The organism is Maribacter sp. MJ134 (genome assembly GCF_003970695.1).
In the GTDB taxonomy this organism is placed as follows: domain Bacteria; phylum Bacteroidota; class Bacteroidia; order Flavobacteriales; family Flavobacteriaceae; genus Maribacter.
Genome location: NZ_CP034570.1, coordinates 3691187 through 3713419, shown reverse-complemented (window position 1 = coordinate 3713419; position 22233 = coordinate 3691187). Strand labels below are relative to the sequence as shown.

At 39.9% G+C, this 22233-nt stretch carries 14 protein-coding genes; 7 read left to right on the top strand and 7 right to left on the bottom strand.

Annotation, left to right across the window (positions count from 1 at the left end):
* The first annotated feature begins 1 nt into the window (after position 1).
* Together EJ994_RS16005 and argH are read left to right on the top strand one after the other, a co-directional pair.
* Entirely contained in the window at positions 2–1069 is a 1068-nt protein-coding gene (locus EJ994_RS16005) for a M20 family metallo-hydrolase (RefSeq protein ID WP_126593406.1), read from the top strand.
* 94 nt (positions 1070–1163) lie between these two features.
* Positions 1164–2441 carry an argininosuccinate lyase gene (argH, locus tag EJ994_RS16000; RefSeq protein ID WP_126593405.1) on the top strand — a complete coding sequence of 426 codons (1278 nt, stop codon included), beginning with the start codon at positions 1164–1166 and terminating at the stop codon, positions 2439–2441.
* Positions 2442–2444: 3 nt separating this feature from the next.
* Here the strand turns inward: argH and EJ994_RS15995 are convergent, their stop codons facing one another.
* Entirely contained in the window at positions 2445–2759 is a 315-nt protein-coding gene (locus EJ994_RS15995; protein ID WP_126593404.1) for a hypothetical protein, read from the bottom strand.
* A gap of 150 nt (positions 2760–2909) precedes the next feature.
* On the opposite strand from EJ994_RS15995, the gene EJ994_RS15990 reads away from it, so the two are divergent.
* The 5 genes from EJ994_RS15990 to EJ994_RS15970 all read left to right on the top strand — a co-directional run bounded on the left by EJ994_RS15990 (position 2910) and on the right by EJ994_RS15970 (position 16163).
* Positions 2910–4544, top strand: a complete 1635-nt coding sequence (locus tag EJ994_RS15990) for an AraC family transcriptional regulator (protein WP_126593403.1) — start codon at positions 2910–2912, stop codon at positions 4542–4544.
* Between the two features lie 282 nt (positions 4545–4826).
* On the top strand, positions 4827–12755 hold the full coding sequence (locus EJ994_RS15985; protein ID WP_126593402.1) for a BspA family leucine-rich repeat surface protein: 7929 nt from the start codon (positions 4827–4829) through the stop codon (positions 12753–12755).
* Between the two features lie 4 nt (positions 12756–12759).
* Positions 12760–13689, top strand: coding sequence for a PorP/SprF family type IX secretion system membrane protein (locus tag EJ994_RS15980; protein ID WP_126593401.1), 930 nt, complete (start codon positions 12760–12762; stop codon positions 13687–13689).
* Between the two features lie 88 nt (positions 13690–13777).
* On the top strand, positions 13778–14452 hold the full coding sequence (locus tag EJ994_RS15975; protein ID WP_126593400.1) for a hypothetical protein: 675 nt from the start codon (positions 13778–13780) through the stop codon (positions 14450–14452).
* 121 nt (positions 14453–14573) lie between these two features.
* Positions 14574–16163, top strand: a complete 1590-nt coding sequence (locus tag EJ994_RS15970) for a M1 family metallopeptidase (RefSeq protein ID WP_126593399.1) — start codon at positions 14574–14576, stop codon at positions 16161–16163.
* 16 nt (positions 16164–16179) lie between these two features.
* On the opposite strand, the gene EJ994_RS15965 is transcribed toward EJ994_RS15970, so the two are convergent.
* The 6 genes from EJ994_RS15965 to EJ994_RS15940 all read right to left on the bottom strand — a co-directional run bounded on the left by EJ994_RS15965 (position 16180) and on the right by EJ994_RS15940 (position 22206).
* A complete protein-coding gene (locus EJ994_RS15965; RefSeq protein WP_126593398.1) occupies positions 16180–17253 on the bottom strand; it encodes a putative zinc-binding metallopeptidase in 1074 nt (357 codons plus the stop codon).
* A 39-nt stretch (positions 17254–17292) separates the two neighbouring features.
* Positions 17293–18135 carry a pseudouridine synthase gene (locus EJ994_RS15960; RefSeq protein WP_126593397.1) on the bottom strand — a complete coding sequence of 281 codons (843 nt, stop codon included), beginning with the start codon at positions 18133–18135 and terminating at the stop codon, positions 17293–17295.
* Between the two features lie 64 nt (positions 18136–18199).
* Positions 18200–19150 (bottom strand): carbon-nitrogen hydrolase family protein, encoded by a 951-nt coding sequence (locus EJ994_RS15955; RefSeq protein ID WP_126593396.1) that lies wholly within the window; start codon positions 19148–19150, stop codon positions 18200–18202.
* Entirely contained in the window at positions 19150–20055 is a 906-nt protein-coding gene (locus tag EJ994_RS15950; RefSeq protein ID WP_126593395.1) for a geranylgeranylglycerol-phosphate geranylgeranyltransferase, read from the bottom strand. Before EJ994_RS15950 ends, EJ994_RS15955 begins: the two co-directional genes overlap by 1 nt.
* A 14-nt stretch (positions 20056–20069) precedes the next feature.
* The gene (locus EJ994_RS15945; RefSeq protein WP_126593394.1) at positions 20070–21008 is read right to left on the bottom strand and encodes a mevalonate kinase; all 939 of its coding nucleotides are present in this window, start codon (positions 21006–21008) and stop codon (positions 20070–20072) included.
* Between the two features lie 97 nt (positions 21009–21105).
* Positions 21106–22206, bottom strand: coding sequence for a diphosphomevalonate/mevalonate 3,5-bisphosphate decarboxylase family protein (locus EJ994_RS15940; protein ID WP_126593393.1), 1101 nt, complete (start codon positions 22204–22206; stop codon positions 21106–21108).
* Between the last annotated feature and the right edge of the window lie 27 nt (positions 22207–22233).

Here is a 22233-nt window from a genome sequence, read left to right as displayed (position 1 = left end):
AATGGAACAGACAGTTTTGACCCAAAAGGCCATTGATTTATTGATGAAATTGATCGCTATAGAATCGTTCTCTGGTGAAGAAGACAAGACAGCCGATGCCATAGAAAATTGGTTTCGAAACTTTGACATCCCCTTTGAACGTATTCATAATAATGTCTTTGCTAAAAACAAACATTGGGACGATGCAAAACCAACCCTGCTTTTAAACTCGCACCATGACACCGTAAAACCGAACCAGGCCTATACCAAAGACCCTTTTCATCCACATATCGAGGATGGTAAATTGTACGGATTAGGAAGTAACGATGCTGGTGGCTGCTTGGTCTCGCTTATCGCTACGTTCACCCATTTCTATGCATCAGAAGACCTTAATCATAATATTTTGATGGTAGCTTCCATGGAAGAGGAAAATGCCGGCAAACATAGCTTAAGAGGATTGCTCCCTAGTTTACCCAAGATTGATGTGGCCATCGTTGGCGAACCAACGCTAATGAACTTGGCTATTGCCGAAAAAGGTTTGGTCGTTCTTGATGCAGTTGTAAAAGGAACGCCCTCGCACGCCGCGCACCCTAATGATAACAATGCTATTTACAATACTATTGAAGTCTTGGAATGGTTCAAGAACTATAGATTCGATAAAACCTCTGAAGCCCTTGGTGATGTTAAAATGACCGTTACCCAAATCAATGCAGGTAACCAGCATAATGTAGTACCCTCGCAGGTAGAACTGGTGATCGATGTTCGCGTAAACGATGCTTATACCAACAAAGATATAGCTGACTTACTTAAGGCGGAAGCTCCATGTGAAATTAAAGAGAGAGGGTTAAAACTAAACTCCTCCAAAATTGACAAAGACCATCCTTTGGTGCAGTCGGGCATCGCTTTGGGTAGAACCACTTACGGTTCCCCTACCCTTTCGGACCAAGCGGCACTGACTTGTCAGTCCTTAAAATTAGGTCCGGGGGATAGTACGCGCTCCCATTCCGCAGATGAGTATATTTACATATCGGAAATTGAAGAAGGTATCGACTTGTATATTAAAATACTAGAAGGATTTTTAGCCCCCTAGCCCCCAAAAGGGGGAATATCGTGGGAGACCTATGAAAAGTTCAACTGCCATTCCGAGCGCAGTCGAGAACTTATAAAAACGAAAATAAAATACTATGAAACTCTGGGATAAGGGATTTAGCACGGATAAAAAAATAGATCATTTCACGGTAGGCAATGACAGGGAGCTTGATTTACACTTGGCAAAGTATGATGTTATTGCCTCAACGGCCCATGCCAAAATGTTGGGGAAAATTGGCTTGTTATCAGATAAGGAAACCAACGACTTGGTTAATGAACTGCATCTTATTGGAATTTCCATCGAAAAAAATGAGTTCGTCATAGAAGATTCTTTTGAGGATATGCACTCCAAAATTGAATATCTATTAACGGAAAAGTTAGGAGATACTGGCAAGAAAATACATACCGCACGTTCTAGAAACGACCAAGTTTTAGTGGCGATGCATTTGTATTTAAAGGATGAACTTTCAGAAATAAAAGCACAAACTAAAGGTTTGTTCGATGTGCTGATGCTGCTTGCAGAGCGTCATAAAAAAGTACTTTTACCTGGTTATACCCATTTACAAATTGCCATGCCTTCTTCCTTTGGACTTTGGTTTTCGGCCTATGCGGAGAGTTTGATTGATGATCTATATTTCATTGATGCAGCGTACAAAGTAGCGGACCAGAACCCTTTGGGTAGTGCGGCCGGTTACGGAAGTTCTTTTCCCGTGGACAGAACGTTCACCACAGAGGAAATGGGTTTTAAGACCATGAAATATAATGTAGTAGCCGCCCAAATGGGAAGGGGAAAAGTAGAAAAAGCTACCGCATTCGGAATGGCGAACATTGCCGCGACCCTCTCCAAAATGGCCATGGATATTTGTTTATATATGAGTCAGAACTTCAACTTTATTTCGTTTCCCAATGAATTAACCACGGGGTCCAGTATAATGCCGCATAAAAAGAATCCGGATGTTTTTGAACTGGTAAGAGGTAAATGCAATAAACTACAGGCCATCCCCAACCAGCTCACCCTAGTCATTAATAATTTGCCCAGTGGCTATCACAGGGACTTGCAATTGGTAAAAGAAATTATTGTTCCTGCGATTCAGGACATGAAGGCATGTTTGGAGATTCTAACATTCAGTCTAAAAGAGATAAAAGTGAATGACGGCATTCTAGAAGACCCGAAATACGATTACCTCTTTAGTGTGGACACCTTAAATGAATTGGTACAAAACGGCATGCCTTTTCGTGATGCCTATAAAAAAATGGGACAGGAAATAGAAGCTGGGACTTTCTCCCCAAAGCGTGATATTGAACATACACATGAGGGCAGTTTGGGCAATTTGTGTTTGGAGGAAATCAGGAAAAAAATGGATGCCCTATAAAACCTATTCTAAAACTTCAACCTCATCCCTTACTTCTACTTCAAACTCTTTGGGATAAAAAACTTTCCACAAAATGAAAAGGATCGGCAAGGATATCGCAGCCATAAATGCAAGCTTATACATAGTCTGTACTCCTTTAATAGACCACAATTGTAAGATGAAGGCAGCAAAACATCCCAAACAAATTATCCCGCAGCTAATAGTGGAAAAGAAGGTTCCCAAGCCATCTGGTCCCGCATCTGCATAAAAGAGCAAATAATAACAGAGGGCTGCGAAGAATAAGGTCAACATCGCTAAAATCCAAGTAATAGGCTTCATCCTTTAATATTAATTAGCAAGTGAATAAATTTAAAAACTAAGCTTTAAATCCTTTCACGGTTTTCGGGGTGTTTTTTATCACAATTTACGCTTAGTTTCGTGGAAATTACTATAAAGTTTGGAATTCATGGAATCGCCATATATATTTAAATGTTAACCATTACTTATTTCTACGTGTACAAAATTCTGCCACTAATCTTCATAGTGTTCCTTATGACCTATGGCCATTCGCAAGAGTTTTCTAATCAAAAAGATTCTTTGGCCGTGGCAAGAGTTAACCACTACATGAGCAAGCTGCAGTTGGAATACAAAGATGGTAATTATGCGAGGCACAAGTTGTATAGTGACTCCCTTTATACAATAGCTAAAGAAAAAAATCTACCAAAGTTTCAGATTTTGGGAATGGTAAACCAAGCCGTATTTCACAATAATAGTGGCGAGCAGGAAAAATCCATACGTTTATATAGAGATGCACTAACCTTAGCAGAAGACATACCAGAAGACTATAGAACAAAAATTATTGTTTTGGTTAATTTAGGCAATGTGTACACTAATATTGAATCGCATGAAAAGGCCATTGCTATCATGAACGAAGTCCTCTCGATGTTAGACAATCATGAGGACAATCCAAAAATAAGGGCCGCGGCCTATAACGGACTGGCCAATAATCATGAAAGTCTTGGGGAAACAGAAACATCCTTAAGCTTCCATTTAAAGTCTAAAAAATTAGGCGAAGACATTGAAAATGAATCTATTGTGGTTACCGCGCTGAGCAATATAAGCGATACTTACCTGAGACTGGAAGAATATGAAAAAGCTAGAGAACATATTAATAATGCCCTTTCCATTCCCTACGCCCAAAAACCCACCAAGCAAAGAGCCTGGCTACTTTTAAACCGGGGAATAGCAGAACAACACATAGGGAGTAACACCAACGCTATAACATACTTTATAGAAGCCAAGGAATTAGCAGTGGCCAAGGGATTACCTGAAATTGAAATGGAAGCCTACGACCATTTGGTTACGGCTTATGAAAAAAACAACGATTTAGAGAATAAGCGTGTGGCTTATGAAAAATTCTTGAGCCTACAGAACAGTATTTTGGAAAACCGCCAAAGCGCTACAAAGATGGATTTGAAACAAGATATCGCGGCCAGGGACAACATCATAAAATCAAAAGAATCCATTATTACCAAATTACTGGAAAACAAAAACAGACTGCTTCTTTGGAGTATCGCTATTGCCTGTATCTTAGGGATAGTCTCTTTTTCTTTCTTTCTGAACAAAAAAAAGTATCAAAGAGAACGAGAGCTACTGCAAGAACAATTTGCCTCCCTGAGGAATAATTATCAGTACAAGTCTGACAATACCATTTTAGAAGATGTTGAACCGAGTATAACGAGAACACCGGGTTATAAAAATTCTTCCTTGACCGAGGAAGACTTTGCAAAGTACAAGGCGCTGTTATTACATCATATGACAACGGAGAAACCCTATCTAAACAATGAACTATCCCAGTCCGATTTAGCCAATGAACTAGGAATAAGCAGTCATCATTTATCCGAAATTCTGAACAGTGGGTTCAATCAGAATTTCTATAATTTCATAAACTCCTATAGAGTTTTGGAAGCACAAAAACTTATGGATAACGACACCACCAAAGAGTTTAAAATTTTGGCCTTTGCTTTTGATGCTGGTTTTAAAAGCAAGACTTCCTTCAACAGGGTTTTTAAAAACCATACGGGATTAACCCCTTCAGAATATAGGAAAAAAACAAAGTCTTAGCCACTAAATACGAGCATTTGAGCAAAATCGAGTACCACTCGGGCGAGTGGTACGTTCTCTAATACTATCAATCTTTTTACTCCGTTAGATACTGGAATATTGAATTTGTATTAAAATACATTCTTGATTCGGGTATCATCATATTTAAACCTTTTCACGGTTTACCGTGTAGCGCCTCACCCCTATTAAGGATAGTTTTACAACAAATTAAACCGAATCAGGTCATGGTAAAGAATATTACACCTGATAGGGACGTTGAAAAAGAACCCCAAACCAAAAAAAATGCTTAAAAAATTACTCTTTCTACTTTTCCTGATTCATGGAACGGCCATTTTCTCGCAGTCCTTTACATCTGTTTGGAATACTAATAATACTAGTACGCAGTCCCCAGCTAACAATGAGGTTACAATTCCTACAAACCCGGTTTTTACTTCATATGATTATACGGTAGAATGGGGAGATGGTACAATAGATAACAACGTTACTGGTGATATCACGCACACCTACGCCGCACCTGGCACTTATACCATTTTAATAAGTGGTGATTTTCCTGCTATTTATTTTAATGATATTGATACAGGAGACAAACTTAAAATCGTTGAAATTTTAGATTGGGGAACAATTCAGTGGCAAAGCATGGAGAATGCTTTCTTCGGGTGCGCAAATTTAAATTTCGATGCCATCAATGCTCCAGACCTTTCCCAGGCAACTACATTACAGAACATGTTTAGGGATTGCTTCAGCTTTAACGGAATTGTTAATAATTGGGATATTAGCAACATCACCGACATTTCAGGGTTGTTCTATAATGCGAGAATTTTCAATAGACCTTTAGACAATTGGAACACCGCAGCGGTTACTAAAATGTCAGGGACATTTTACTATGCACAAGATTTTAATGAACCCTTGGATAATTGGAATACAGCTTCTGTGACGGACATGTCCTTAATGTTTTATTATGCGAGAGATTTCAATCAAAATATCAATAATTGGAACGTTACTCAAGTTACTGATATGTCCAGTATGTTCCAGTATGCAAATAGGTTCAATTTTCCTTTAAACAATTGGGATGTAAGTAATGTGACAAACATGCGCAGCATGTTTTATAGTTCGGACTTCAATCAACCTATCGGTAATTGGAACGTTAGCAATGTCACCAATATGTCAGGCATGTTCAATAGTTCACGTTTCAATCAACCTATCGGTAATTGGAACGTATCTTCAGTTACTGATATCTCGGCCATGTTTCAAAGAAATAGGACTTTTAATCAACCCTTAAATAATTGGAATGTTAGCAATGTGACGAATATGGCTAGTGTTTTCGATGGGTTTTATTGGGATCAAGTCTACAATCTTCCTCTCAATAATTGGGATGTAAGTAATGTGACCAAAATGAGCTATATGTTTAGGGATAACTCTGCCTTTAATCAAGATATAAGTGGGTGGAACGTTAGCAATGTCACCAATATGCAGGGTATGTTCAGCGAAACACCGGTATTTAATCAAAATATAAGTACTTGGGACATAGGTAGTGTTACCAATATGTCAGCTATGTTTAGTAGAGCTCTGGCTTTTAATCAGCCTTTAGACAATTGGGATATGACCAATGTAGAAAATATCTCATCCATGTTCAGCAGAACACAAGACTTTAATCAACCCTTACCAACATGGAATCTTACTAACATTACAAATCTTTCCAACCTATTTAGTCAGGCCTCGTCTTTTAATCAAGACATAAGTGGATGGAATACGGGATCAATCACTAATATGTCCGGTGTATTTAACCAAGCAGCATCCTTTGACCAAGATTTGAGTCCTTGGGATGTTTCTGCGGTTACCAACATGAACAATATGCTATCCAATAGTGGACTTTCACAAGAAAACTACGACAATACGCTTATCGGATGGTCTGGCCAAACCGTAAATTCAGGAATCAATCTAGGGGCAACAGGTCTTCAATACTGTGATGCGCTAAACCAAAGACAAAGCTTAATAGATGATGATGGTTGGAATATTACTGGAGATAGTGTGAACTGTTCTTATGTTTTATGTACTACTATTACCATGCCCCACGCAAGTGATACGGCCACTCCTGCAAATAGCGATATTCGTTGGGACCCCGCACCTAACGCTACAGGTTATTATATTACTTTGGAAATAGAACGAGGAGGAGTACGAAGCTATGTAAATATAAATGGTAATCCTGCGAATAATTATGATGTAGGTAATGTTGTCGGTTTGGGTTTCTCCAATGAATTTGACACTGGAGACATTGTTTTTGTAACCGTTGTTCCTTATAACGATGACGGCCCAGCTTCGGGTTGTCAAGAAATCAGCTTTACAGTGGTAGAAAGTTGGGTAAATAGTCCTGATGCCTTTAAACTAACTTATGATACCACATTACAGGAAGGAACTACAACGACCCCGGCAAATCAACTTTTAATTCAAACACAATCAGGTTTTACCTATGATTACAATATTGACTGGGGAGATGGACAGTATGACAATAATGTAACCGGCAATATTACACATACTTATCTAACACCGGGTATCTATACGGTAAGTATCATCGGAACCTTCCCAAGCCCAAGACATAATCAATCAAGTGGCGATGCTTACAAATTGTTGTCTATTGACCAATGGGGAACGCAAGTGTGGGGAAGTATGAACAATGCTTTTGCAGGCTGCGAAAACATGGAATATAATGCGACTGACGTTCCTAATCTTTCCAATGTTGAGGACATGAGTAGTATGTTCATAGTATGCCCATTATTTAATGGCGCTATAAATAATTGGGATGTAAGTAATGTTACAAATATGTATGGAATGTTCGGTGTTGCCTCAATATTCAATCAACCACTAGATACCTGGGATGTAAGCAACGTTACCAATATGAACTTCATGTTTGCAGGGGCTTCCGAATTTAATCAGAATATTAATAGTTGGGATACCGGTAGCGTAACAGACTTTTCTAGAATGTTTAGGCAAGCAACGGTATTCAATCAACCGTTGAACAATTGGGACGTAAGTAGTGCTATCAATATGTCTTCAATGTTCGAATCTACTGAAGAATTTGACCAGCCTTTGAATAATTGGAACGTTGAAAATGTTGAAAATATGGCCTCCATGTTTAACAGGGCAGAAGCTTTCAACCAAAATATAGATAGTTGGAATGTTGCAAATGTAACTAGCACCGCCAGCATGTTTAGTTCGGCAACCGTATTCAATCAACCTTTAAATTCTTGGGATTTTTCGGCAGTAATAAATACGGGTTCCATGTTCAGGTCTGCTGCTGCATTTAATCAACCATTAAACAACTGGAATGTAAGTTCGGTTAACAACATGTCGAGTATGTTCAGTTCAACTGCTAGTTTTAATCAGAATATAGATAGTTGGAATGTTACTAATGTGACTAATATGGCATCCATGTTTAGTTATGCATCCGCATTTAACCAACCTTTAAATAGTTGGGATGTTAATTCCGTAGTAAATATGTCTAGCATGTTCAGAGGAGCAGAAGTCTTTGACCAACCTTTGAACAATTGGGATGTAAGCGCAGTAGCCACAACGCTCAGTATGTTCGAAAATGCTGCGGTATTTAATCAACCCCTAAACGCTTGGAATGTAAGCTCTGTTACTTTAATGGAATCTATGTTTGAAGGTGCATCTCTTTTCAACCAGCCCCTTAATAACTGGAATGTATCTGTGGTTACCAATTTTGAAGCTATGTTCAAAGATGCCGAGGTATTTAATGAACCATTGAATAATTGGAATACCGGAGAAGCACTAACCATGTCTGAAATGTTCCATGGAGCAACAGCTTTCAACCAAGAATTAGACACTTGGAATACTTCATTTGTTACTACTATGGAAGCTATGTTTGAAGATGCAACCAACTTCAATCAACCTTTAAATTCTTGGAACGTGGCTTCGGTTACTACCATGAAAGATATGTTCAACGGTGCAACCTCATTCAACGCCGATATTGGTGCATGGAATGTTAGGGGTGTAACCACCATGGAATATATGTTTAACGAAGCTTCCGCATTTGACCAAAGTTTAAATAACTGGCGCGTAGCCGGTGTTACTGATATGGACTATATGTTCAGAGAGGCAACAGCATACAACCAAGCCATGAACTTATGGAATTTAGGAAATGTAAGTATGCGCTCGGCTTTCTACAACGCAACAGCCTTAAACCAGAATTTAGGTGATTGGGATGTTAGTGGAGTTACCGATATGCGAGATATGCTTGATAATACCGCTCTGATTCGCGAAAATTATGACAACACTTTAATCGCCTGGTCAGAACAGACCTTGACAAGCGGAATTACTCTTGGTGCCGAAGGTTTACCCTATTGCGATGCTCAAGAAGAAAGACAATCAATGATTGACACATTTGGCTGGTCATTTAATTTAGATGTACGTGATTGTCCAATTCCAGAATGTACTATACTAGCCTCACCGCTAAATGGTGATACAGAGGTTCCCGTAAACACTAATATCACTTGGGAACCTGCTCTGTTTGCGCAAGGATATCGATTGACCGTAGGAACAACTCCTGGAGGCAACGATATTGAAAACAATACAACGGTAACCAACGAAACTTCATTTGAATTCGCTTCAGACTTTAATACGGGAGATACTATCTATGTTACCATTATTCCGTTTAATGATGAAGGAGATGCCGTGGGACCTTGTACGGAAGAAAGCTTTACCATTTCCAGCGACCCAGCGACTATCCCTGCTTGTACATCCTTAACGGAACCTTTAAACAATGCAAATGATGTATTGGTGTCCACAGATTTAAGTTGGAATCCAATTTCAAATGCTGATGGTTATAGACTAACGGTAGGAACCTCATCAGGAGGTGCCGACATACTGAATAACGAGGATGTTGGAAATATCACTACATATGAATTTGCAACAGACCTTCCTGAAGACAGTGATATTTTCGTAACTATCATTCCTTACAACGATGAGGGCGATGCCACGGTATGTGTTGAAGAACGTTTTCGTACAGAGCTAATTCCGGTACCTCCTACTTGTACTAATTTGATCAGTCCTGCGAACAACGCTACCGAGGTTCCCTTTGATACGGATATCTCTTGGCAAGCAGAACCTACCGCAACGGGATATTTGGTTATCATTGGCATAACCTCTGGAGGTATAGAAGTGGTGAATAATGTTGATGTTGGCAATCAGACAACTTATGATATACCTACGGACCTTCAGGAAGACAGAGTACATTATGTAACAATTATTCCCTATAACGACGAAGGTGATGCCACAGGTTGTATCGAAGAATCTTTTAGAACTGCCGATGCCACCAGCCCACCATCCTGTACCTCGCTAACACTACCCGTAATTAATGCAACAGGCGTTTCCGTAGACACAAATCTTGCATGGACGGCAACGAACAGAACAACGGGATACAAAATAGCCGTTGGCACAACGGACGGTGGTACCGAAATTTTTACCGATGATATAGGTAATGTAACCACTTACGACCTTCCCACAGACCTACCGGAGAGCACGCTTATTTACGTCACTATAACTCCTTACAACGAAAATGGCGATGCAGTTGGATGTACCTCTGAAAGTTTTACGACAGATGGCCCTCCATTATGTACGACGCTAAGTGCCCCTGCGGACCTAGCAACAGATATTCCCGTAGATACCAATATACAATGGAATGCAAGTACCAATACGGATGGTTATAGGATTACTGTTTCTGGAAGTATAAGTACAGCCAATAACGTCACCAATTTAGACGTGTCATCAGGAACCTCTTATAATTTTCCAAATAATTTTGAAAGGGGAGAAACCGTTACGGTAACTATTGTACCTTATAATAGCGTGGGTCAAGCTTCAGGTTGTACCTCGGAAAGTTTTACCATTATTCCACCGCCGGTACCAGATTGTACCACGCTACTGAGTGCTACTACTAATGTAGCCCTTCAACCGACCATCGAGTGGAATGCAAGTACAGGTGCCGATGGTTATAAATTAACGGTTTTGGCGAGTACAAGTACGGCAAATAACACAACCGAACTGGATATTCCATCAGGGACCACATACACCTTTGGCAATGACTTTGAACAAGGCGAAACAGTGGATATTACCATTGTACCTTATAATGCTCAGGGAGATGCTATTGGATGTACGGGTGAGACCATAACCATAAGACCTATCCCAACATGTACGAGCTTGATTACACCTGGGAATGGCACAGTGGATGTACCTGTTGATACTGATATATCATGGACCGTGGTCAGCGATGCGACCGGCTATAAACTAACTGTTTCCGGTATTACTAGTAGCGCAAACAATCTTACGGATGAACTGATAACTTCAGGAAATACCTATGATTTTCCAAATGATTTTGAGCAAGGCGAAATAGTTACCGTTACCGTTGTTCCCTATAACGAAAGTGGTGATGCCATCAACTGTTCCTCAGAGAGCTTTACAATTAAACCAGTACCTACTTGTACGAGTTTGAGTGCTCCCACCAATGGTGCTATTGATATAGCGGTGGATACGGATATTACATGGAATGCTGTGAGCGATGCTAATGGATACCGTGTTTCCGTCAACGCGAGCACAAGTACGGCCAACAACGGAACCTTTGATGTAACAACAGGGACCAGTTTTGATTTCTTGAACGATTTTGAACAAGGAGAAACTGTAACCGTTACCATTACGCCATACAATGAAGTAGGTGATGCGATCGGGTGTATCTCGGAAAGTTTTACCATTAAATCGGTGCCATTATGTACCACACTTTCTGCACCGACCAACAACGAAATTGACGTACCTGTGGACACCGATATTACTTGGAATGCAATTACTGATGCAAACGGATACCGTGTTTCGGTCAACGCAAGTGTCAGTACCGCAAATAACGGAACCTTTGATGTAACCACCGGAACCAGTTTTGATTTCTTGAACGATTTTGAACAAGGAGAAACCGTAACCGTTACTGTTACACCATACAATGAAGTAGGTGATGCCATTGGTTGTACCTCGGAAAGTTTTACGATAAAATCAATTCCATTATGTACAAATTTGATTACACCAGCAGATGGAGACGTGGTTGCCCAAGCTAGGGATATTACTTGGAATGAGATCGCCGATGCTGATGGTTATAAATTGACAATAACCGGAAGCAGTACATCAATAAATAATATAACGGACTTTGAATTTACCGGAACCACCTATGTTTTTCCAAATGACTTTACACAAGGAGAAGTGGTAACTGTTACCATCATCCCTTTTAATGAGGTGGGTGACGCTATTGGATGTTCTTCGGAAAGCTTTACCATACGACCCGTACCCACATGTACGAATCTAGTTTCGCCTTTAAATAATACTGGCCAAGTCTCGGTAATGACAGATATCTCTTGGAATCCAAGTTTTGATGCGGATGGTTATCGGATTTCCGTGGGCACTTCCCCGAACGGAACGGATATCGCAAATAATGAAGACACGGCTTCTTTGACGAGTTATACGTTTGCGAACGACTTACCATCGGAAACCATTATTTATGTAACCATTGTTCCGTACAATACCTCAGGTGATGCTGTAGGTTGTACTTCAGAGAGTTTTGAAACCGAAGTTATCGTTCCTGAATGTGCCGTGCTGTCCAGCCCGTCTAACGGTGAAGAGAATGTGCCCTTGGAAAGCACTATAAATTGGGATGAAGTCGAAAAAACGGACGGTTACCGTATTACTATGGGGACTACTCCCGGAGGAAATGATATTGTTGATAATCTGGACCTAGGTCAAGAAACAAGTTATACTCACGGAGAAGAATTTCCTTTCGATACTGAAATTTTCGTTACCATAACACCTTATAATTCGGCAGGTGATGCTGAGGGATGTGAACAACAATCGTTTACAACGCTTATTCCTGAGGACGAAACAAAATATGGTTTCTCTCCAAACGGAGACGGTATCAACGACCATTGGCAAATTGAAAATATTGAGTATTACCCACAAAATACGGTTACCATTTACAACAGATGGGGAGATATGGTCTTTACCATTGACGATTACGACAATCAGAACAATGTCTTCCGAGGTACTGCCAATAACAAGACCAAAATGGGTGCGGGAGAGCTGCCCAGTGGTACCTACTTCTTCAACATCCAAATCGATGGCCAGACTATTCTTAGAAAAACACAAGGATTCCTTGTTATAAAGCGATAAAACCATGAAACCTATAACAAAGAACATCGCTATAATTGCGGCAATACTTTTCATGTCCGTATGCGAGACAAAAGCACAACAGACCCCGACCTTCTCGGAATACAACTATAACCCCTATCTGGTGAACTCGGCCTTCGCCGGGCTGACCCCAAGTGCGGAGATAAACCTGAGCAACTCCGGCTTCTTCAATCAGATAGAGGGCAGTCCCAGAAGTTTTGCGCTCAGTGTACACAGTCCCTTCAACAGGGGGAAAATCGGTCTGGGGGCAGGCTTCATCAGGGACGAGATAGGCGTTACCACCTCTACCAGTGCATTTGCCACATACTCCTACAAGATATTCTTCGACACCAAGAGCAACAGGCCCTATTGGCAAATATACACGCCCAACTCCCTATCCTTTGCAATCTCGCCCGGTGTACAACAGTTTCAGGACAACCTTACACAGCTGGGCATCATGGGCGACCCGAACTTTGCGCAGGACATCAACGCTACCATTCCCACCATCGGTGTGGGCATACTCTTGAACCTTGCCAATTTCTATGTGGGACTTTCAACACCTAACGTACTAGGGGACGCCCTGGCATCCAATGACGAGAACCTGGACCTGAGCAGTCCCTACTACGGCTATCTGGGATACCGGTTCTTCTCCAACCGCTTCGAGGAACTCATGGTCAAACCCAACGTACTGGTCAAATACGAGAACGGTGCGCCCTTGGAGGTAGACCTGAACCTTGCGGTAAGTTTTAAGAACAAGTTCGAAATCGGAACCGGGTACAGGACAAATTCCTCCATCAACCTTTTGGCGGGAATATACCTCTTCAAGAACATCAGGGCCATCTACAACTACAACCTTACCCTGAACGATTCGCCTTTAGGAAACACGCACGGTATCGTGGTGAGCTACCTTTTCGGCGATGGGTATGCGAGGGATTGATTGGCCTTTCTTAATTGACAAAACAAATATATTTCAAATGAGGTTCTGGTTATGAAACTCCGTGAGTGCATTTAATTTATACATGATTATGCAACGTATTTCGACATTTTTATTTAACCGATCACCAAGGGAGTTGGCCTTTTATTTTATACTTGGTCCCATGCTATTGTTCTTCACCTATACCCTATTCAGTATCGGTTATAGCTACGTTACAGGTAACGAGGCCACAGGTCATACATTACCTAATATCTTCATCGCCTTGTTTTTGGTATGCTTATTACCGATAGTACTGGGCATACTTTTCTGGTTTACAAGTGTGGTGTTTTCCGCAGAGACCTCTAATTTAGGACTACCACGGCAGGGGTTTATTATTGCTTTAGCTGTATTTCTTATTTATCTAGTGTACCAAATAAGTGGGCCCTTAATCCAAACTGTTCCGGAAGATTATAAATATATATTTTATGCCTTGAATGAATTTACGGCGTTCGGGGGTATACTCATAGCCTACCCAATCATTTGTCACTATACCGCTCGGGCAATTGTTGTGAAAAAAAAGAACAAACCAGTCAATTTCGTCAACGCTCTACCCTATACCCTTGTGCTGATTTTTGGAACAATCTTAAGTATTCCCTTCTTCCATGGCTATTTTAGTAATAAAGCATCAACCAACAAACAGCTCATCGGTATCTATGTTATTGCATTTGGCCTATTTGTATTCCTCCTAATTATTGGTTTTATAGCTTCCATAATAGGATTGATATAGCAACCTATAATGGTGATAAAACAATTATTGGCACTATCCTCACACTCCATTGTGATACCTTAGGCTCTTACTAACTATCAATTAGATTATGATTAAATTGCTGATTAAATCATCTCTTTAAATGAATAGCTCTATAACAAAATTTATATCAATCTTTATCTTATTAATTATAACTGCCGATGCTTACGCTCAGGACACCTACAAGAGGAATACCTCCGTTGATGTTAAATCGTACGTTTTTGATCTTACCTTAAGTGATGATTCCAACGAGATTATAGGTGAAACTTCCGTAACCATAAACCAATTAGAAGAAGGTTCATTTGCTCTAGACCTCATCGCTAAAATTAAGGATTATGGGATGAACGTTTCTGGTGTTACCGAAGCAGGGAGGTTGGTAGATTATACCTATATCGATAATAAAATTAAGATTAATCCGTCGGCAACGGACAAGAAGGAAAGAACATTCACTATAAATTACCAAGGTGTTCCGGAAAGAGGATTGGTCATCGATACCACCAAGTTTGGGCAGCGTTCTTTTTTTGGTGACAATTGGCCCAATCTGGCCAGACATTGGTTGCCGTCCGTAGATCATCCTTATGATAAAGCGTCGGTAGAATTTAGAATTACGGCACCCTCGCATTACGATGTAGTGGCCACAGGCGAAAAAATAGAAGAGAGTAATCTAGGAGACGGCATGAAATTTACGGTTTACCATGAACCTGCACCGGTAGCTATGAAAGTGGTCACTATTGGCGTTACTAGATTCGCGAGCAGACAACTGAAAGATGTTTACGACATTCCGGTATCGGCATGGGTGTATCCTGAAAACAGGTTAGCGGGTTTTAACGATTATGCCGTGGCCTCTAAAGTGCTGAAATATTTTATTGATAACATAGGGCCTTATTCTTATGCGAAACTTGCCAATATGCAAGCTAAGACCCAATGGGGCGGTTTGGAGAACGCTGGTAACATTGCCTACTTTGAAAACTCGGTCACCGGCAAAAATGAAGTCGAAGGACTTATCGCGCATGAAGTAGCCCACCAGTGGTTCGGTAATTCCGCCAGCGAAAATGATTGGAACCATGTGTGGTTGAGCGAGGGATTTGCAACCTACTTTGCCATACTGTATCAAGAATCGGTTTATGGCGACGAAACACGCAAAAAGGAACTGGCTTTGGATAAAAAGCAGATTATTGAATACTACCAAAAAAATCCGTCGCCCATAGTGGACCCCTCCATTAAAGATCCCTTAAAAGTATTAAGCACAAACACTTATCAAAAAGGGGGATGGGTCTTGAATATGCTCCGTCATCAATTAGGGAACGACGTATTCTGGAATGGCATTCAATCTTATTATAAGAAATATCAAAATTCTAATGCGATGACCTCGGATTTTCAAAAATCTATGGAGGAAGTTTCAGGACAAGATTTATCAGGCTTTTTTGAACAATGGATATTTACAAAAGGATACCCAGAACTTCAATGGGATTGGAACTATGCCAACGGGAAACTGAGCATTACCATTCATCAACTACAGGAACATCACAGCTTTGATTTTCCATTGGAGATCGGCATCGTAACCGGAAAGGAAACCAAGATTGAAACACTACAGGTTACCAAAACAAAAGAAGAGTTTATAATTCCTTCACCAAAACGACCTGAAACCATTGAACTAGACCCTAATCTTTGGTTGTTATTCGAGGAACAATAAATCTAAGTGGTTTACATCAAACCGTAAGACGATTCTTTTTAAGAAGTTTGTGTATGAATTCCATCTTCCTAATTACAGGTTTGGAAATAACGAAAGGGTAAACGTCTGCAATACCCATGGAGCGGTTCATGCTGTTTATAGCAGAGAATAAGGGAATAGCCTTCCCTACTATTTTTTTAAAACTTGATTCCTCATAGGGATCAACTATAGATTTCATCCTTAGATGTTTTTTATCTTTTAAATTCGGCTCTATTTTAATTCCAAAGTAATGGGCCGTTTCCACGGTATCCAAAAGATGTAGGTAGTGCGCCCAAGTCTCTGCCCAATCCTCCCAAGGATGCGAGGAAGAATATTTACTAATAAAATTCTTTCGCCATTTTTTTTGAGGTCCGTTTTTATAATAATTTTGAAGAGCGTCTCCATAAGATGTACGCTCATCACCAAATAATTCCCTAAAATCACTCAGCACTTCCTCATTAGAATATACAAGTAATTCCCAATAATAATGTCCTATCTCATGGCGAAAATGACCTATGAGCGTTCTATAGCGCTCATTCATTTCCCGTTTCATTTGCTCCCGTAATACTGAATCTGCCTCGGAAAGAAGAATAGTAACTACCCCATTGGCATGGCCGGTCATTAAGTTTTTGCCGTTGTCCCCAGCATCTTTTCGGGATAGAAAGTCAAAGCAAAAGCCTGTTTTGGGGTGTGCTAACTTACTTTGAACGGGTAATCGTAGTTTTTGAAGTTGAAATATAAGCCTGTGCTTCGCTACTTCTATCCTTCTCCATTTTTTCAGGTTTTTTTTAATTCCTATGTCCGGTATTGTCCTATTCAGTCTACAAGCCGTACAAAAACCAGTTGCATCGGTATCCGGAACCAGCCAGTTACAAACATTATAAACATAGTTTTTACACCGAACAAAGTTTTGCAAGCCATCTGCGGGGCTTTGCCATTGTTTTAAATTAGGTGGTAATGCTAACAAATCAAAAGTGGTATCTAAGTAACCCAAATGATAACCACATTGTTCGCACTTATCATTTTCAAAAAACACAGGATTATTACAATTTTCACATTGGAATAACTTCATAGTTATTAGTTAAGAAAAATGCTTATGAAAAACTTAAGACTACTTGATCATTTTTAAATTGACCAGCTCTTGTTCCGTTAGAAAACGCCAGTGGCCTCTAGGCAAGTCTTTTTTTGTGAGTCCGCCATAAACCACGCGGTCCAGTTTTATTACTTTATAATCTAACTCCTCAAAAAGTCGTTCTACAATTTTACCTCTGGAGCTAAAAATTTCAATACCGACCTCTCGTTTGGGCGCATTATTTATAAAACTAATATCCTGAACGCGAACAGCCTTGTCTTCCACGGTTACACCTTCTTGAATTTTTTTAAGATCCGCACTTCTCAAATCCCTATCAAGAACAAGGTGGTATATTTTACGTATTCCGTTAATAGGACTCTTTAATCTTTTCTTTAAATCACCATCATTGGTAAAGACCAAAAGACCTGTATGCTCTTTGTCCAATTTATCGACCGGCAACAGTTTAGACTTGGAAGCGTTGGATATTAGTCCGGAAACATGACGTTTGCCTTTCTCATCACGCACGGTAGTAGAAAAATCCTTTGGCTTGTTTAGCAGTACGTATTCTTTTTTTACGGGATTCAACAAACGCCCATCGAACTTTACCTCATCCTCTAGCTTTACCTTGTAACCCATTTCGGTAATAGGTTTACCGTTCACGGTAATATTACCGGCCGCTATATAAATATCGGCGTCCCTACGTGAGCATACACCGGAGTTAGCTACATATTTATTTAACCGTATAGCGTTAAGGTCAGAAGGTTGTTTGGGTGCCGTAGTTTTTTTGATAGGCGCATTACCACGGGCGTAACTCTTCTTCCTAAAGTTACCTCCTTGTCTTCCCGATGCTTTTCTACCCTTATTAGAATCTTCCCTACTCATGATGCGAATTTAGTTGCAAAGGTAGGAAAATGGATTGCCGCCTTAGCAATACTACCTAACTAAATCAATCTTCGAATTCGACCGTAGATTGGCGTTCACGATTTACGGTAAGTTTGGTGACATCTGGTCTAGAGTAATGCCCAACGGCATCAAAATTCTGCCGTTCTTCGTAGACACGATTAAAATCCAATTCATGATAAATCAATCCTTCTTCATGTAACACCGGCTCAACGATCCATTCCCCATCAGGGCCAGCAATACACGAACCTCCGTTTGCCAATATTTTAGGTGCCTTTTCTAGAATGGTATTAAGATGCAGCGTGTCCTCCGGAAAATCGGTTTTAGACATTAAGGAAGAAACTGAAATTACATAACTTCTAGACTCCCGTGCAATGAACCTTGTAATATCTTTTGTATTATGCTCACTCCCGGGCCAAACGGCTACATGTAAATTTTCTCCCTGCCCATAAAGTGCGGTTCTGGGAAGCGGCATCCAGTTTTCCCAACAGTTTAAACCGCCCACCGTAAATTGTTTTAGTGCGTGTACCTGTAGTCCGTTTCCATCACCCGGCGCCCATGTGAGTCGTTCGTCATAAGTGGGCTGCAACTTTCTATGGACCGATTTTATGGCCCCCTGCTGGTCTATATATACTAAGGAGGCATAGATACTATGGCCTCCGCGATTTTGAGCACGTTCCATCATCCCTAGATAAATGGCAATATTGTTTTCTTTTGCAAGGGTTTGTACCGTTTCTAATTCTCCCGCCTCTATCTGTACGGAATTTCTAACATAATGTGCATGGAGTTCTTTATTTATTTTCTTATCCCAGGATGCGCCCTCTGTTAAGGCTAACCAAAACGGATAACCGGGTAGCAAGGCTTCCCCGAAGACTACGAGTTCTGCTTTTTCTTTTGCGGCCTCTTTTATAGTGGCCTCTATTTTCTCCAAGGTAGCTTTTTTATTAAGCCAAACCGGAGCAATTTGAGCCAATGCTACTTTTAATATATGTTCCATTATAAAATCCGATTTAAAACCAAATCAATATCGATTAAAAGAATACTAAAAACACCTGCAACAATAATCAACTTCAAAATATTATGTAACCAGACGTAATGCTTTTTGGTCGTAGCTTTTAGCAATAATAACAGAAAGAGTAACAAAAGAGCCACACAAACTGCAAAATAATAATGCATATAGCCAATATCGAACTTAAAGATAAGAAGCAATGATGGTATCAGCGTCAATAGAATTAAGGCCGCTATTAAGAATTTAGAGGTTCTAACACCATAAATAATGGGAATTGTTCTATAGTTCTGAGCCAAATCTCCAGAAATATTCTCCAAATCCTTTATCATCTCCCGTGATAGTATCAGCAGAAATAGGAAAACGGCATGAACAAAAATTACATTTTCAAAATTCTTGTAGTATACAAAAACAGCAAAAAAAGGTGTAATAGCAAGGGTTGCAGAGACAAAATTTCCGACAAAGGGCACTTTTTTTAGCTTATGAGAATAGAACCAGATACCGAAGATGTAGGCCGAGAAGAACAATACGGCCCTAAAAGAAACATAGCTCGCCGCGAATACCGCAAGAAAGTTCAATACAAAGTAGGTGGTTAATTTAAAACGCTGACTCACCAGCCTATCCAACATACTCTTCCTGGGTTTGTTGATCAGGTCCTTTTCGGCATCGTAAAAATTATTAATGATATAGCCGCTTGCGATGACTAAGGTAGAAGCCAAGACGATGACCAAGAGATTGATGTCCAAAATAACCCTGCCTAGCGGTAATTTTGGTGCCAGTATATAAATGGAAGCTAAATACTGCGCTAGGGCTATAATCAGAACGTTATAACCACGTACCACAGAAAACAGACTCAACACTTTAAGAAGTAAGAGTTTGTTTTTTCTACTAAACATGGAATGGATGCGTCCTAGAAGTTGTAAACCACCTCTAATTTATAGTCTTTTAATGCCTTCTTGGCCTTGGCCAAATCTTCTGTAAAACCAAGGATGTAACCGCCGCCGCCAGAACCACATAATTTTAAGTAATATTCGTTACTGTCTATGCCCTGTTTCCACAGTTCGTGAAACTTAGCGGGAATCATAGGTTTAAAGTTATCCAAAACTACGTTTGACAACTGTTTCAGATTTCCAAAAAGGGATTTTACATTACCATTGACAAAATCTTCTACGCAGGCATCGGTATGTTTTATAAACTGATTTTTAAGCATATTCCTAAAACCTTCACTCTTCATCTGTTCCATAAAAAGCTGCACCATCGGAGCGGTCTCACCGGTTGACCCACTATCCAAAAGAAAAACGGCCCCTTTACCTTTCGCATTTTGCGTAGGAATACTGGTAGACTCTATGTTATCTTTTGAATTAATAAGTATAGGTAAGCTAAGGTAACTGTTCAAGGGGTCTAAGCCAGATGATTTTCCGTGGAAAAAAGATTCCATATTCCCAAAAATCGTTTTTAGCTTAAGTAATTTTTTCCTGGTAAGATTTTCTAATACCGTAATCTTATCATTGGCATATTTATCATAAATAGCGGCTACCAAAGCACCACTACTACCTACTCCGTAACCTTGAGGTATAGAACTGTCAAAATACATGCCTTTGGCAATATCTTCCTTTAACTCCTTTACATTAAAAGACACCAACTCTGGTTGTTCTTTTGTAAGCTTATCTAAATACTCGGCAAAACGGCTCAGCGCCATATTGGATTGTTGCGCTTTCTCCGATGTATTATCGTCCATTTTCAGGGCTCCCTTGAAAAAATTATAAGGTATAGAAAGTCCTTTGGAGTCCTTAATAATTCCATACTCTCCAAAAAGAAGTATTTTAGAGTAAAATAATGGTCCTTTCATTCTTGATATCTAAAATAATAACTAAATATAATCAACTATTCTAAATTAGTTGAACAAATCGGTTAAACGGTTCAACAAAGAACGTAAATTCTTGTTTTTAATTATCCAAGCCTACGTTTATTCTTTTGGCTCCAAAACCAATTCTATCACAAATATACTGTTGGTTTTGACAGTATACAACTAACTCATTCTTAATAAATTGATAGACTTCTTCTTTTTCGTTTTCGGGATATAAAACATGAACATTAGCGCCAGCATCCAAGGTAAAGCAAACGTGTGTACCAGAACGTTCCCGAAACGACCAGATTTTATTTATAATCTCTAAAGTATTCGGTTTCATTAAAATAAAATAAGGATGGCTTGTCATCATCATGGCATGTAGGGTAAGTGCTTCGCTCTCTACAATTTTAATGAATTCCTTAAGGTCTCCCTCCTTAAAGACCGACTTGAGTTTTGTTAAATTCTCATGGGCCTGTGCAAAGCGTTGACGAGCAAATGGATGATTGTGCATTAAATCATGACCTACCGTACTGCTTACCTGTTTTTCTCCTTTGTCCACCAAAAGGATGGTGTCGTGATAGTTCCTGAATATTTTATGTACCTCGTAGGGATACTTTATGCCGTATAAGTCGGAGCTTCCATCCGTATCGGTATGGTTTCCCCATTGCACGATATCTCCCTGAATACTTCTACAGGCACTACCTGAACCTAATCGGGACAAAAACGATGCTTTTTGCACAAAATGAGCGTCTGATATTTCTGGATTCAGTTCTTTCTCTATTTCCATTAAGCAAAGTGCAAGCGCAGACATACCGCTTGCGGATGAGGCGATACCGCTGCTATGGGGAAAAGAATTGGAAGTTTCAATTACAAAATGATAGTCCAACAAAAACGGTACATAGTTTACAATACGACTAAAAAAAGTCGTAATCTTAGGAGTAAAGCTAGGTTTTGGCTTTCCTTCAAAAATTAAATCAAAAGAAAAGCTCGTTGCCCGTTTTTCCAGTTTACTGTAAGTAAGAATGGTTTTGGTGGCACAGGCATCTAGGGTGAAACTAATGGACGGGTTCGCCGGAATCTGATTCTCCTTCTTTCCCCAGTACTTCACTAAAGCTATATTACTCGGGGATTTAAAACCAACTACACCTTCTTCTTTTAAATTGTGATATGCTGAAGGCACAAAATCTTTTTCGGTCATTAAAACAGTATTTGCGCAAAGATAGTT

Bases quoted from the DNA above. Each gene is read 5' to 3' on its own strand.
- EJ994_RS16005 (WP_126593406.1), top strand. From the start codon at position 2: ATGGAACAGACAGTTTTGACCCAAAAGGCCATTGATTTATTGATGAAA.
- argH (WP_126593405.1), top strand. From the start codon at position 1,164: ATGAAACTCTGGGATAAGGGATTTAGCACGGATAAAAAAATAGATCAT.
- EJ994_RS15995 (WP_126593404.1), bottom strand. From the start codon at position 2,759: ATGAAGCCTATTACTTGGATTTTAGCGATGTTGACCTTATTCTTCGCA.
- EJ994_RS15990 (WP_126593403.1), top strand. From the start codon at position 2,910: ATGTTAACCATTACTTATTTCTACGTGTACAAAATTCTGCCACTAATC.
- EJ994_RS15985 (WP_126593402.1), top strand. From the start codon at position 4,827: ATGCTTAAAAAATTACTCTTTCTACTTTTCCTGATTCATGGAACGGCC.
- EJ994_RS15980 (WP_126593401.1), top strand. From the start codon at position 12,760: ATGAAACCTATAACAAAGAACATCGCTATAATTGCGGCAATACTTTTC.
- EJ994_RS15975 (WP_126593400.1), top strand. From the start codon at position 13,778: ATGCAACGTATTTCGACATTTTTATTTAACCGATCACCAAGGGAGTTG.
- EJ994_RS15970 (WP_126593399.1), top strand. From the start codon at position 14,574: ATGAATAGCTCTATAACAAAATTTATATCAATCTTTATCTTATTAATT.
- EJ994_RS15965 (WP_126593398.1), bottom strand. From the start codon at position 17,253: ATGAAGTTATTCCAATGTGAAAATTGTAATAATCCTGTGTTTTTTGAA.
- EJ994_RS15960 (WP_126593397.1), bottom strand. From the start codon at position 18,135: ATGAGTAGGGAAGATTCTAATAAGGGTAGAAAAGCATCGGGAAGACAA.
- EJ994_RS15955 (WP_126593396.1), bottom strand. From the start codon at position 19,150: ATGGAACATATATTAAAAGTAGCATTGGCTCAAATTGCTCCGGTTTGG.
- EJ994_RS15950 (WP_126593395.1), bottom strand. From the start codon at position 20,055: ATGTTTAGTAGAAAAAACAAACTCTTACTTCTTAAAGTGTTGAGTCTG.
- EJ994_RS15945 (WP_126593394.1), bottom strand. From the start codon at position 21,008: ATGAAAGGACCATTATTTTACTCTAAAATACTTCTTTTTGGAGAGTAT.
- EJ994_RS15940 (WP_126593393.1), bottom strand. From the start codon at position 22,206: ATGACCGAAAAAGATTTTGTGCCTTCAGCATATCACAATTTAAAAGAA.